This window comes from Citrobacter sp. C5_2 (assembly GCF_014596845.2).
GTDB lineage: Bacteria > Pseudomonadota > Gammaproteobacteria > Enterobacterales > Enterobacteriaceae > Citrobacter > Citrobacter werkmanii.
Map to the genome: position 1 here is coordinate 4,713,521 of NZ_CP115032.1, position 13,726 is coordinate 4,727,246.

The following is a 13,726-nucleotide window of genomic DNA, read 5'->3' on the forward strand; positions in this document are numbered from 1 at the left end:
TTAGTGCTGAATTACCACCAGATTTCCATCTGAGCACCGAAGGACCACTCATCGCTGTCGCCACGGCTGGTGGTGCTGATACCAGAGTTCGTTGCAGCTGCATATTTGGTTACGTCGTTACCATTTTTGACGTAGCCCCACTCCTCATCCCACTTGGCATAGGTTGCGAAGACACGAATTGCCGGGCGGGACCAGATGCTGTCGCCAGCCTGCCACTGTTGCGCGAGGGTGATTTTGTACTGGCTGTTGCGATCGCCAGTCTGCTGAGATTTGACGTTGTCGTAGCCGACTTCCATCAGGGTGCTCATGATTGGCGTCCATTTGTACATCGGGCGGATACCGACGGTGTACCATTCGGTACCCAGATCGTTATCCATATCAAGGTTCTGGTACATACCGACGTACATCAGATCCCATTTGTCGCCCAGGGAGATGGCGCCGTGGTCGAGAATACGCACCAGGCTACCGTTGTTATTAATCACGTTATTGGCGTAATTGGTTTTACTACCATCTGGATTAGTAATGGTGAAGGAAGAAGAACCGTAAGAACCCTGGTTCAAACCTTTACCCTGCGTGGTCATGGAGTCTGTCGCGTACTGAACAACAAACTTGTTGTAGCCCTTCAGCATGCTCTGAGTATGTTCAGCGGTGAACATCCAGCCATCTTTTGATGCGCCGTCTGCCAGGCTGTAATCATCTGTCGTATTCGCACGACCGTAGTCAACACCCAGTTCCAACATACCGTCAGTGTTCGTTGCCAACTGCGCTAAACGAACGTCAAATACGTCGTTGGCGGTGTCTTTGGTACGATCATAGATATTCTGGCTGCTGAACGCGTATGAACCACCCGCTTCCTGAGAACGGCTCGCGGCCAGAGACAGTTTACCGAAGCCCAGATCAATGTTTTCAATACCGGCGCCAGGACCTGAAATATCCCAGTAGTAGAAGTCGATCATGTGCACGTCATGACGTTGGTAGAAGCGCTTACCGGCCCAGATAGTAGAGCCTGGCAGCCATTCAATCAGGTTTTTACCCTGCACGTTGGCTTCACGGAAGGCCGGGTCAGTCCCTTCCCAGTCATTCTGCTGTGCTACGGAGTAGGCGACGTTGGTGTCGAAGTAGAAGCTCTTATCGCCTTCTTTCCACACTTCCTGGCCTAATTTGATTTCCGCATAGGTTTCACATTCGTTACCGAGACGGTATTTACTTTGTGCACCTGTTGCCTGGAAACATTGTTGTTCGCCGCCGCTACCCGTCCAGCCGATACCGGAACGAGCATAACCATGGAAATCCACAGCCATTGCCTGAACAGACATAATGCCTGCTGCCACAGCAACCGCCAGAGGAAGTTTGCGCAGAGTAATCATCGTTCTATCTCCTGAGATCATTGCTTTTCTTTAAACGCTGCCACCTTCTGAAACTGCGAATGGTTTTGCGTTTCGTTTTTTTATGGGGACCTTAAACGCCCGGCTCCTGGTGCAACCGACGACATGCAGTGCCATCCTCACGGAACAAATGGCAACGCTCTGGCGGCAGGCCGATAGCGAATGTGGCACCCTCTTCTACCAACACCACGTCGTTCTGGCGGTAAACCAGGTTTTGACGGATGGCGGGGATCTGGATATGAATTTGTGTTTCGTGACCAAGTTGTTCGACCACCTGGACTTCACCTTCGAGGGTGACATCGGCGATTTCGCTGGGCAGCAGATGTTCCGGGCGGATACCTAAAGACATATTGGCGCCCACCTGAACGCGGGCACTGTCGACGGGTAACCAGACTTGCTGGCGGTTTGGTAATTCAACCTGCACCTGATCAATTGCCGTTGCGGTAACTTTCACCGGCAGGAAGTTCATCTTTGGCGAACCGATAAAGCCCGCGACAAAGCGGTCGGCAGGATAGTGGTACAGCTCCAGGGGTTTACCGACCTGCGCCACACGACCGGCATCCAACACCACAATTTTGTCTGCCAGGGTCATCGCTTCGACCTGATCGTGGGTGACGTAAATCATCGTGCGGCCAAGACGTTTATGCAGGCGGGAGATTTCAATACGCATCTGGACGCGCAGCGCGGCGTCAAGGTTCGACAACGGTTCGTCCAGCAGGAATACTCGCGGCTCGGCAACCAACGTACGGCCAATCGCCACACGCTGACGTTGGCCACCGGAAAGCGCTTTCGGTTTACGGTCCAGCAGGTGCGCCAGTTGCAGAACTTCAGCTACCTGATTAACGCGCTGGTTCATTACCTCTTTTTTCGCACCGGCCAGTTTGAGGCCGAACGACATGTTTTCCGCGACGGATAAATGGGGGTATAACGCATAGGACTGGAAGACCATGCCCACACCGCGTTCGGCGGGCGGAATATCGTTCATCCGGGTCTCCCCGATAAACAGGTCGCCGCTGGTGATGGTTTCAAGTCCGGCGATCATACGCAGCAAGGTCGACTTACCACAGCCTGACGGTCCGACAAACACCACGAATTCCCCTTCGTGAATGTCGAGATTGATATCCTTCGATACCACCACGTCACCCCAGGCTTTCGTTACATTTCGCAGCTGTACGCTCGCCATGCCCTTCTCCCTTCGTTACAACCTGTCATCGACAGCAACATTCATGATGGACTGACTATGCGTTATCCCTCACGGGCGTGAATCCTCCACCCCCCAGCTTTTTTATGGGGGAGGAGGCGGGAGGATGAGAGCGCAGCGTCTGAGACCCGGACCACCAGCCTCAGAGGAATTTCGTGATGCAGCTTGCAAAAATGGGTGGGGTTTTATGTGCGCCAGTGCGCAATACTCACATTTATGTAACACAGATCACATAAAGAACGGGTGGGGCGTAGGAGTAAGGAGGATGGAAAGAGGTTGCCGTATAAAGAAACTAGTACCCGTTAAGCCACCTCTGCAAAATCACCAAACAGGATGGGAACTATGAATATCAAAACTGGCGCACGCATCCTCGCATTGTCTGCATTAACGACGATGATGTTTTCCGCCTCGGCTCTCGCCAAGATTGAAGAAGGTAAGTTGGTCATCTGGATTAACGGCGACAAAGGCTATAACGGCCTCGCTGAAGTGGGTAAAAAATTCGAGAAAGACACGGGTATCAAAGTTACCATTGAGCACCCGGACAAGCTGGAAGAGAAGTTCCCGCAGGTTGCCGCGACGGGCGACGGCCCGGACATCATCTTCTGGGCGCATGACCGTTTTGGCGGCTACGCACAATCTGGCCTGCTGGCTGAAATCACGCCAGACAAAGCGTTCCAGGACAAGCTCTATCCGTTCACCTGGGATGCCGTACGCTATAACGGCAAACTGATTGCGTACCCGATCGCCGTGGAAGCGCTGTCGCTGATTTACAACAAAGACCTCGTTCCGAACCCACCGAAAACCTGGGAAGAAATTCCGGCGCTGGATAAGGAGCTGAAAGCGAAAGGTAAATCCGCGCTGATGTTCAACCTGCAAGAACCGTACTTCACCTGGCCGCTGATTGCCGCCGACGGCGGTTACGCGTTCAAGTTTGAAAACGGCAAGTACGACGTGAAAGACGTGGGCGTGGATAGCGCTGGCGCGAAAGCGGGCCTGACCTTCCTGGTCGACCTGATCAAAAACAAACACATGAATGCGGATACCGACTACTCCATCGCCGAAGCGGCCTTTAACAAAGGCGATACCGCGATGACCATCAACGGTCCGTGGGCGTGGTCCAACATCGATAAGAGCAAGGTGAACTACGGCGTTACGCTGCTGCCAACCTTCAAAGGCAAGCCGTCTAAACCGTTCGTTGGCGTACTGAGCGCGGGTATCAACGCCGCCAGCCCGAACAAAGAACTGGCGAAAGAGTTCCTCGAAAACTACCTGTTGACCGACCAGGGTCTGGATGAAGTGAACAAGGACAAACCACTGGGCGCGGTTGCGCTGAAATCCTTCCAGGAACAGTTAGCGAAAGATCCGCGTATCGCGGCCACCATGGATAACGCCCAGAAAGGCGAAATCATGCCGAACATCCCGCAGATGTCCGCATTCTGGTATGCCGTGCGTACCGCAGTGATCAACGCCGCCAGCGGTCGTCAGACCGTCGATGCCGCGCTGAAAGACGCGCAGGGTCGTATCACCAAGTAATACAGTTGTGAACGTGCCGGATGGCGGCATACATGCCTTATCCGGCCTACAACGTATGTAGGCCTGATAAGCGCAGCGCCATCAGGCACGCTGACCAACAGGTTTTCATTGTTGTTGAGGATTGAACCCCATGGATGTCATTAAAAAGAAACACTGGTGGCAAAGCGACATGCTGAAATGGTCAGTAATGGGTCTGCTTGGTCTGCTGGTCGGTTACCTTGTTGTTTTGATGTACGCTCAGGGGGAGTATCTGTTTGCCATCATGACGCTAATTTTAAGCTCTGTTGGCCTGTATATTTTCGCTAACCGTAAAGCCTATGCCTGGCGCTATGTTTATCCTGGCGTGGCCGGTATGGGGCTGTTTGTCCTGTTTCCGCTCATTTGTACCATCGCCATTGCTTTTACCAACTACAGCAGCACCAACCAACTGACCTTTGAACGTGCTCAACAAGTCCTGATGGATCGTTCTTATCAGGCAGGTAAAACTTACAACTTTGGCCTGTATCCGGCGGGTGATGAGTGGCAACTGGCCCTCACCGACGGTGAAACGGGAAAAAATTATGTTTCCGACGCCTTTAAATTTGGCGGCGAACAGAAGCTGCAGTTAAAAGAAACCGAGGCGCTACCAGCGGGCGAACGTGCGACGCTGCGCATCATCACCCAGAATCGTCAGGCGCTGACTCAGCTAACAGCCATTCTGCCGGACGAAAGCAAAGTCATCATGAGTTCACTGCGTCAGTTCTCCGGTACGCAGCCGCTCTACTCCCTGGCCGATGATGGGACGCTCACCAACAACCAAAGCGGCGTGAAGTACCGCGCTAATAACGATATTGGTTATTATCAGGCCATTAACGCAGACGGTAGCTGGGGTACTGAAAAACTCAGCCCGGGCTATACCGTCACCATCGGCTGGGACAATTTCACCCGCGTATTTACCGACGAGGGCATCCAGAAACCGTTCTTCGCCATCTTTGTCTGGACGGTAGTGTTCTCAGTCCTGACGGTGATTCTGACCGTGGCTGTAGGTATGGTGCTGGCCTGTCTGGTGCAGTGGGAATCTCTGAAGGGCAAAGCGATTTACCGCGTCCTGCTGATTCTGCCCTACGCCGTACCGTCGTTTATCTCGATTCTGATTTTCAAAGGGCTGTTCAACCAGAGTTTTGGTGAAATAAACATGATGCTCAGCGCGCTGTTTGGTATCAAGCCGGCCTGGTTTAGCGATCCAACCACCGCACGTTCGATGATTATCATCGTTAACACCTGGCTGGGTTATCCGTACATGATGATCCTGTGCATGGGGCTGCTGAAAGCGATTCCTGACGATCTGTATGAAGCCTCGGCAATGGACGGCGCGGGTCCGTTCCAGAACTTCTTTAAAATTACATTACCGCTGCTGATTAAGCCGCTGACGCCGCTGATGATCGCCAGCTTCGCCTTTAACTTTAATAACTTCGTGCTGATTCAACTGTTGACCAACGGCGGTCCGGACCGTCTTGGCACCACTACGCCTGCCGGTTACACCGACCTGCTCGTTAGCTACACCTACCGTATCGCCTTTGAAGGCGGCGGTGGTCAGGACTTCGGTCTGGCGGCGGCGATTGCCACCCTGATCTTCCTGCTGGTTGGCGCGCTGGCGATTGTGAACCTGAAAGCCACACGTATGAAGTTTGATTAAGGGAGATAACGACAATGGCTATGGTCCAACCGAAATCACAAAAGTTACGTTTATTCGCAACGCACTTAGGGCTGCTGATTTTTATCGCGGCGATCATGTTCCCGCTGCTGATGGTCATCGCCATTTCGCTGCGTGAAGGTAACTTCGCTACCGGCAGCCTGATCCCGGATAATATTTCCTGGGAACACTGGAAACTGGCGCTGGGCTTTAGCGTAGAACATGCGGATGGCCGCGTCACTCCGCCGCCGTTCCCGGTACTGCTGTGGTTGTGGAACTCGGTGAAAGTCGCCACCATTACCGCGATTGGTATTGTGACGCTTTCCACCACTTGTGCTTACGCCTTTGCCCGTATGCGCTTCCCGGGTAAAGCGACCCTGCTGAAAGGGATGCTAATCTTCCAGATGTTCCCGGCGGTGCTGTCTCTGGTCGCGTTGTATGCTTTGTTTGACCGCCTGGGCCAGTACATTCCATTTATCGGCCTGAACACTCACGGCGGCGTGATCTTCGCCTATCTCGGCGGTATCGCGCTGCATGTGTGGACAATTAAGGGCTATTTTGAAACCATCGACGGTTCGCTGGAAGAAGCGGCCGCGCTGGATGGCGCCACGCCGTGGCAGGCATTCCGCCTGGTACTGCTGCCGCTTTCCGTACCAATTCTGGCGGTCGTGTTTATTCTGTCATTCATTGCCGCTATTACTGAAGTACCGGTCGCGTCACTGCTGCTGCGTGATGTGAACAGCTACACCCTTGCGGTTGGTATGCAGCAGTACCTCAATCCACAGAACTACTTGTGGGGCGACTTTGCCGCCGCAGCTGTACTTTCCGCTATTCCGATCACTCTGGTGTTCCTGCTGGCACAGCGCTGGCTGGTCAACGGCCTGACGGCGGGTGGTGTGAAAGGTTAAGTTTTATCGAAGTACCTGCCCGGCAACGGGCAATGCCACTGCAACCCTCAACTTATGTTATCCCAACCTGTGACTGTTATTCGGCGCTCTACGGAGCGCCCTTTTTTATGTTATTTTGCATTCCTGTTACGATTATTTCCTTTCGTGGCCCCCATCACTGCAATTATATTTACCACTTGAAAACAGACAAATTAAACAGAATTAAGATCACAGAAAAGACAAAACATAATTGCGATGTAAAAAATGATAATTGTCTTCCCTGCCTGTTAAATCCACCATCACGACACTGATCAAAAGAGCTGTATCCTCTAAGGCAGGTCTGAATGAACACCCAATATAATTCCAGTTATATTTTTTCGATTACATTAGTAGCAACATTAGGAGGGCTATTATTCGGCTATGACACCGCCGTCATATCCGGAACGGTAGAATCCTTAAATACCGTGTTTGTCGCCCCGCAACATTTAAGTGAATCCGCCGCCAACTCGCTGTTAGGCTTTTGCGTTGCCAGCGCGTTGATTGGCTGCATCATCGGCGGTGCGCTGGGCGGTTATTGCAGTAACCGCTTCGGTCGCCGGGACTCGCTGAAAATCGCCGCCCTGCTGTTCTTTATTTCCGGTATTGGTTCTGCGTGGCCAGAATTAGGATTTACCACGATTAACCCAGATAATGCCGTGCCTGTTTATTTGGCCGGATACGTCCCCGAATTTGTTATTTATCGCATCATTGGTGGTATTGGCGTTGGTTTAGCCTCAATGCTCTCACCGATGTATATTGCAGAACTGGCTCCAGCACATATTCGTGGGAAACTGGTTTCCTTTAACCAGTTCGCCATTATTTTTGGTCAACTGCTGGTGTATTGCGTTAACTATTTCATTGCCCGTTCCGGTGACGCTAACTGGCTGAATACCGATGGCTGGCGATATATGTTTGCTTCCGAAAGTATTCCCGCCCTGCTGTTTTTACTGCTGCTGTACACCGTACCGGAAAGCCCGCGCTGGCTGATGGCGCGTGGCAGACACGAGCAGGCGGAGGGCATTCTGCGCAAAATTATGGGCAACAGCCTCGCCACCCAGGCCATGCAGGAGATCAATCAGTCACTGGAGCATGGCCGTAAGACCGGCGGACGCCTGTTGATGTTTGGTGTGGGCGTTATCGTCATCGGCGTGATGCTCTCCATCTTCCAGCAGTTTGTCGGTATTAACGTCGTGCTGTACTACGCGCCGGAAGTGTTTAAAACGTTAGGGGCCAGCACCGACGTGGCGCTCTTGCAGACTATTATTGTCGGCGTAATCAACCTGAGCTTCACCGTACTGGCAATCATGACGGTGGACAAATTTGGTCGCAAACCGCTGCAAATAATTGGCGCATTGGGTATGGCTCTTGGGATGTTCAGCCTTGGCACCGCGTTTTACACCCAGGCTTCCGGGCTGATAGCGCTGCTGTCGATGCTGTTTTACGTCGCCGCATTCGCCATGTCCTGGGGACCGGTTTGTTGGGTGCTGTTGGCAGAAATCTTCCCGAATGCGATTCGTGGCAAAGCGCTCGCCATTGCCGTCGCCGCTCAGTGGCTGGCTAACTACTTCGTCTCCTGGACCTTCCCGATGATGGACAAAAATTCGTGGCTGGTTTCCCATTTCCACAACGGTTTCTCCTACTGGATTTACGGTTGTATGGGGATTCTGGCGGCGCTGTTTATGTGGAAGTTCGTGCCGGAAACCAAAGGCAAAACGCTGGAAGAACTTGAAGAACTGTGGGAACCCGCAGCAGAGAAAACCCAGCCAGCCTCTGCGCAGTAACCCTGACATACAACACGCCGCAGCCGGATTGCGGCGTGTTGTCTTTTACTCTCGCTTCAGCCGTTTAGAGTTACACAGCCACAGCGTAATCACCAACAGCAGGATCGCCGCAGAATAGATCAATACATCCATCGGCGCTTTATGATCGACAATGATCAACCGCACAATTGCGGTGATCCCGATATAAACAAAGTAGCGCAGCGGAAAGTGAAACCCTGACTGAAAGTACTTCACAATCAGCGCGATAAATTCAAAATAGAGAAAGTAAACCACCAGCCCTTCCACCAGCTCATACTTGCTGGTCTGTTCAGGCGCGAACAGTACATCCGCCAGGTGTAGCGTTTCTTTCCCAAGGAATACAACCAGGATCAGGCCCAGACTCAACAGCCCCAGATTCAACACGGTCTGCAAGATGGTGGAGATAAACTCCACGCGCGGACGAGATAACGACGTCATAACGGCCCCTCCTGTTCAGTAACAAGGTTCCTGTATAACGCAGAAATGTGACAGAGATCTACATTTTTTGTTTATGTTTTGTGCAGCTCAATAATAGTGCAACAATGCTTCTGACACTAACATCTTGAACGGAATAGAAATGCTTAAGATTGAAATGGCAACCGTCGACGATGCCAGCTTGCTAAGCGCAATGGGCTATATCAGCTATCGACATCACTTTGCGCCTTTGTGGAAAAACCCAAGCGAGCTCGACGCTTATCTTGAGCAGGAATATTCCTTACCAGCGATATCCAGCAGTTTGGCCGAACCCGGAACCTTCTGGCTTATCGCCTTTGCCGACGCGCCGGTTGGCTTTGCCAAATACAGTCTCCGCCACTCTATTGATCCAGAAGGGCGTTCAGGGGCATTGCTACATAAGATCTACCTGATGCCAGATGCAACGGGCAAACAGTACGGTGAGCAGCTTTTTGCCGAAGTTATTCGCCAGGCCAAAGAGCAGGATGAAAAATGGCTCTGGCTTGAGGTACTGGCTGATAATCCTAAGGCACGGCAGTTCTATGAACGGCAAGGGATGACGCTTGTGAAGGAAACTGCTTTCACTACCGCCTCCCAGACCAGTATTTTGTACGTTATGGAAAAGCAGATTTAAGAGGATATAAATGATGAATATTCGTCAATCCGCTGTCCGCAACGTCACGTGCGGTGAGAATGTGGTGGTTTATGAACCGGCGAACCTGTACGACTGCATACTGGAAGACAACGTTTTTGTCGGACCATTTGTTGAAATCCAGGGCAACACGCAGATTGGCGCAGATAGCAAAATTCAGTCGCACACCTTCATCTGCGAATATGTCACCATCGGTTCCCGCTGTTTTATCGGTCATGGCGTGATGTTCGCTAACGATATGTTTCGGCAAGGAAAACCCAATGCCGACCGCACCAGTTGGGGAAGAATTACGATTGGTAATGATGTCTCTATCGGCAGTGGGGCGACCATTCTGGCAGTCACAATCTGCGATGGCGCAGTCATCGGCGCGGGAAGCGTGGTGACAAAATCGATTACCGAGAAAGGCGTGTACGCGGGCAACCCGGCAAAATTATTGCGCCGTTTGTAAGTTGCCGGATGGCGGCATAAATGCCTTATCCGACCGGCAATGTAGGCCGGATAAGCGCAGCGGTTGATCAAACATTAACGGAAGTTCTCGCTTCTGTCGCTGGTCATATCATACAGACCAAACTTACGTCCAAGCTGCTGCCCACCGTCACGCGTCAACGGTGTCCAGCCAATCGCCGCACGACTGCGGGTTGGGCCTGAAGAGAAGAGATCCAGCGGCACAGAAACGTACACCCCTTTGGTAAAATCACCCTCGCCATATTCATCCGGCGAGGCGTCGGTGATGGTCGCATAGCCGCCCACCACCACACCGCTGTCGAAGCGTTTGGCAATTTCCAGCGTGCCACCCTTATCTCCCGCCAGATACTGGCCTACGCTGGCTTTCACCAGTACATCCTGGGCGAATGAAGGATTCCAGTAAGCCGTCAAATGCCCGGTCTTCACGCTGTAGTCGGTGAATTTCATCATATCCTGCGCGCTACGCCAGTCACGCTGTTTCACATAGTTGGCGTCAATGCCAAACGCCCAGTTGCTGTCTAACGGACGATACAACACCTCGGCTCCCGCCCCGCCGTACATGGTCTCCAGGTAACCAGCGTAAACCTGTCCGTAGAACCCGTTTCCGAGTGACTGGAAGTAGTTGGCCTGCAGGTTATTCACGTAGACATCGTTTTGCACATACTCGCGCACATGAGTACGCACGCGTGGTAAATGCGAATCCTGCGGCGGGTTGGTGTAGTTAAATTTGTCATAGTTATTGGCGAGGTTGGCGAACAAACTCCCGGTGGTCAGCAGATGATCGGTCACCCACCAATCCGCAGTTCCCATTACGCCCAACTGGTACATATAGAAGTTTTCCGGGCCGCCCACCGACTGATTGAGCACCGGATCGATATGAAAATCAAAGCGAGACTTATCAATATACCAACCCTGCTCGGTCGTTTTCGGCACCACGGGCTCAACGCGTTTTTGCGCCAGTTGTGTTTCATGACCCAGCGGCTCACCTTCCAGGTGTCGCTTAAGGCTGGAAACATCCGTTTCGGTCGTCACCTGCGGCAAGTTAAGGCGATTTTCGGTAATCCGGATCGTGCGGATCCCGTCGGGAAGATCGTTCATCACGATCCGATTGGCGCGTTCGATCCCTTCTCGCGAATCACGGTATTTCACCTGTTCGCCGGTCACATACAGCGTATCGCCCTGCACCTGGATTTTGGGATCCGCCAGCCCGGCGTTATATTTCAGCAGCGTTAACTGATTCGCCACTACCGAATGTTGCAGAATCGCATCCTGCGGCTGTGGTTGATACTTCGGACGGGCGTTATCGTTATAGTTTGGTCGCAAGTCGTTGAAGTTAGTCCGCAGCGTAAACCCAAACATAAAGGTGTTCCCGCGCTCATAGCTGAGGTTAACGTCGGCCCAATCGGTGACGCGATAGATAGCGCCGACGTTAAACTTGCTCTTTTGATCCAGCTTGCCCGCAAAATCCTGCTGGTAATTATTGCCTTCATACTCCAGTTTCAGGCGCAGCGGCTGCCAGGGTGTCTGATATTCCACGCCGCCAAATAACGATGCCGGACCATGAAACATCTGACTGCCGTCAATAGAACCAGCCTGCTTGTAGCTGTTATCGCGATGACAGAATTTATCGCTGTATGAGCAAAACGGATTGCTGACGTTGCCGCTGGTGCCAAGATACCCCCAGCCCAGACCGAGCGAGAAATCAAACGGGCCCCAGGCTTTGTTCGCTACAATATACTCCGCATCAAACAGACCCGTCCCGCCGATATCCCGCGCGCCAACGGCCACCTGCGGCATCCAGTAGCTCTCTTCCCACAGCCGCAGTTTGAGATCAAACGCTTTATCCTTGTATGTCTGATCGCCAGAAAATGACTCCACGCTGCTGTATTTTTTGGTACGCACATCGGTATAGCGCAGCGTGGTTTCCAGCCAGGGGAACAGTTGCACCGACGCAGAGTAGTAGCGGTACTGATCGTTGTCCCGGTAGTTGAGGCTCATTTCCCCTTCACGCGCCATACGTGCAGTCGGGGTTTGCAGCAGGCCCACGCCGCCAAAATCGGACTGGGATGGACCAATGGGCGCAGGCCATGTTTCACCGTGACAGGCAACGCTTACGCCCAGCGCCAGTAAGCTGAGCAGATAAGTTTTTCTCATTATTCAGGTATCCGCTGGGTCAGGGTGTGAAGAATATCGGCATTGATTTCATCCGGGGTACTGCTCCAGAAGGCATCAGAGAGTCCGACAAAAATGATGCTGCCGGGCATCGGCTCAACGTGACGTTTGTTCCAGTAAGCGACAGGGACTTTTTGCGAGCGTCCATCGGGATAGGTGACCCACGCGTAGCTGCGATCCGCACCGCTGAGCCGACTTTGCCCATCGAGATAGCTGGCGACATCACGCCCGGGCACAAACGGTTGTTTACCCGGACGGCTTAGCAAACCAAACAATGTGATATCCGTTGGCTGCGATCCAACCCATAGCGTGTAGTTGCCCTGCAACGGCGGGTTGCCTCGCTCGCTGACGCGCACCACATCCGGGTCAAGGTTAATGTTCTGTCTGCCGGTCACCTTCAGCGCCTGAATTTGCTGGCGTAATGCGTTGATAGCCGCCGCATCGTCACCGCTTTCTTCAGCACTCAGCGCTGCCAGACGAGCCAGTAGTGTCTGCTGCTGGCGTTCTGCCGCCGCCGTTGCCCGCTCTTCGCTGATGACCGCTCCGGGCCACCAGCTATTACTCAGCCGCGGCTGTCCAACCAGATCGATCAGATGCTCTGCACCGGTCAATATTTTGGGTTCAGCGCTGCCTGCAATCATGACTTTGACATTGCCCGCAGCAAAAACAGAGGGTGCGCTCAGGCTAAAAACCAGCGCCATTACGGCTCGTTTCATCATGATTTTGCCGCCTTAATCAGCGTGGTTTTCACCGGGAAGAAGTTAGCTCCCAGATACTGTTCCGACTGACGGATTTGCCCTTCGCTATCGATCCAGTAGCGGTTATGCCAGCGCGTTTGATCGGTCGTTATCTCTTCATCAAGGATGCGCACTGGCGTTTCATCGCTGCCGACCTGAATACTGTCAGTGCCATCCCATGTGAAAACAGAGCGGGCGGTGGCATAGCGCACCTGCTGATGTTCAGTCCAGCCCATCGTGCGGGTCCATGTTGCGCCATCGGCTATCTGATTGGGTTTGATGAGCGGGTCCGCTGCCAGATTATTCACCTCAATCAGGTTGTCACCGCCGAGTTGCGTTTTCACAATGCGCCCATGCTGCGTGACGAGAATGGCCTGATCCTGAGTCACCCATTTCTGTTGTCCGTTTTCTGCAAACGCGAGTACGACAAACAGCTGTGGACCACCATTGAGCTGCATATACTGGCTGGCGTAGGGCATGTTTTGGATTTCATCATCCGTCATCTGAACGCCGGGAGTACCAAACACACTATCCCACAGCGAATGGCCCAGCCCTTCGGTGGTGGCCGAGCACGCCTGTAGTAACAGGCAAACCAATATGAGCGCTGGTCGCTTCACGACACTTCTCCGCATTATTGCCGGGTGCGCAACGCTTACCCGGCCTACAAATCCCGCAGGCTTTTGGCAATTCAAAATAACCACACCGAAGTGTGGTTAGAATTAAACGTACCG

The 13,726-nt window shown here is 52.8% G+C and carries 12 protein-coding genes; 6 read left to right on the plus strand and 6 right to left on the minus strand.

Annotated elements, in window-relative coordinates:
- Positions 1-11 precede the first annotated feature (11 nt).
- A complete protein-coding gene (locus tag ICA20_RS22905) occupies positions 12-1,367 on the minus strand; it encodes a maltoporin (protein WP_038636248.1) in 1,356 nt (451 codons plus the stop codon).
- Between the two features lie 91 nt (positions 1,368-1,458).
- The gene (malK, locus tag ICA20_RS22910; protein WP_038636246.1) at positions 1,459-2,568 is read right to left on the minus strand and encodes a maltose/maltodextrin ABC transporter ATP-binding protein MalK; all 1,110 of its coding nucleotides are present in this window, start codon (positions 2,566-2,568) and stop codon (positions 1,459-1,461) included.
- Positions 2,569-2,928: 360 nt separating this feature from the next.
- On the opposite strand from malK, the gene malE reads away from it, so the two are divergent.
- The 4 genes from malE (at position 2,929) to xylE (ending at position 8,498) form a co-directional block, all read left to right on the plus strand.
- Positions 2,929-4,119 (plus strand): maltose/maltodextrin ABC transporter substrate-binding protein MalE, encoded by a 1,191-nt coding sequence (malE, locus tag ICA20_RS22915; RefSeq protein ID WP_032940895.1) that lies wholly within the window; start codon positions 2,929-2,931, stop codon positions 4,117-4,119.
- A 130-nt stretch (positions 4,120-4,249) separates the two neighbouring features.
- Positions 4,250-5,794, plus strand: coding sequence for a maltose ABC transporter permease MalF (malF, locus tag ICA20_RS22920; RefSeq protein WP_038636244.1), 1,545 nt, complete (start codon positions 4,250-4,252; stop codon positions 5,792-5,794).
- Between the two features lie 14 nt (positions 5,795-5,808).
- Complete coding sequence (malG, locus tag ICA20_RS22925) at positions 5,809-6,699, plus strand: maltose ABC transporter permease MalG (RefSeq protein ID WP_038636242.1); 891 nt, start codon at positions 5,809-5,811, stop codon at positions 6,697-6,699.
- Positions 6,700-7,022: 323 nt separating this feature from the next.
- A complete protein-coding gene (gene xylE / locus ICA20_RS22930; protein ID WP_038636240.1) occupies positions 7,023-8,498 on the plus strand; it encodes a D-xylose transporter XylE in 1,476 nt (491 codons plus the stop codon).
- Between the two features lie 45 nt (positions 8,499-8,543).
- Here xylE and psiE read toward each other — a convergent pair whose 3' ends face one another.
- The gene (psiE, locus tag ICA20_RS22935) at positions 8,544-8,954 is read right to left on the minus strand and encodes a phosphate-starvation-inducible protein PsiE (protein WP_003031674.1); all 411 of its coding nucleotides are present in this window, start codon (positions 8,952-8,954) and stop codon (positions 8,544-8,546) included.
- A gap of 139 nt (positions 8,955-9,093) precedes the next feature.
- On the opposite strand from psiE, the gene ICA20_RS22940 reads away from it, so the two are divergent.
- Both ICA20_RS22940 and ICA20_RS22945 read left to right on the plus strand, forming a co-directional pair.
- On the plus strand, positions 9,094-9,603 hold the full coding sequence (locus tag ICA20_RS22940; RefSeq protein WP_038636237.1) for a GNAT family N-acetyltransferase: 510 nt from the start codon (positions 9,094-9,096) through the stop codon (positions 9,601-9,603).
- Between the two features lie 10 nt (positions 9,604-9,613).
- On the plus strand, positions 9,614-10,069 hold the full coding sequence (locus ICA20_RS22945; protein WP_038636235.1) for an acyltransferase: 456 nt from the start codon (positions 9,614-9,616) through the stop codon (positions 10,067-10,069).
- Positions 10,070-10,143: 74 nt separating this feature from the next.
- On the opposite strand, the gene ICA20_RS22950 is transcribed toward ICA20_RS22945, so the two are convergent.
- The 3 genes from ICA20_RS22950 to ICA20_RS22960 are packed head-to-tail and all read right to left on the minus strand — an operon-like array spanning position 10,144 to position 13,612.
- Complete coding sequence (locus tag ICA20_RS22950) at positions 10,144-12,240, minus strand: YjbH domain-containing protein (protein WP_038636233.1); 2,097 nt, start codon at positions 12,238-12,240, stop codon at positions 10,144-10,146.
- On the minus strand, positions 12,240-12,977 hold the full coding sequence (locus tag ICA20_RS22955) for a capsule biosynthesis GfcC D2 domain-containing protein (protein WP_038636231.1): 738 nt from the start codon (positions 12,975-12,977) through the stop codon (positions 12,240-12,242). Before ICA20_RS22955 ends, ICA20_RS22950 begins: the two co-directional genes overlap by 1 nt.
- A complete protein-coding gene (locus ICA20_RS22960) occupies positions 12,974-13,612 on the minus strand; it encodes a YjbF family lipoprotein (protein WP_038636229.1) in 639 nt (212 codons plus the stop codon). The genes ICA20_RS22955 and ICA20_RS22960 overlap by 4 nt, the downstream gene beginning before the upstream one ends.
- Positions 13,613-13,726 lie beyond the last annotated feature (114 nt).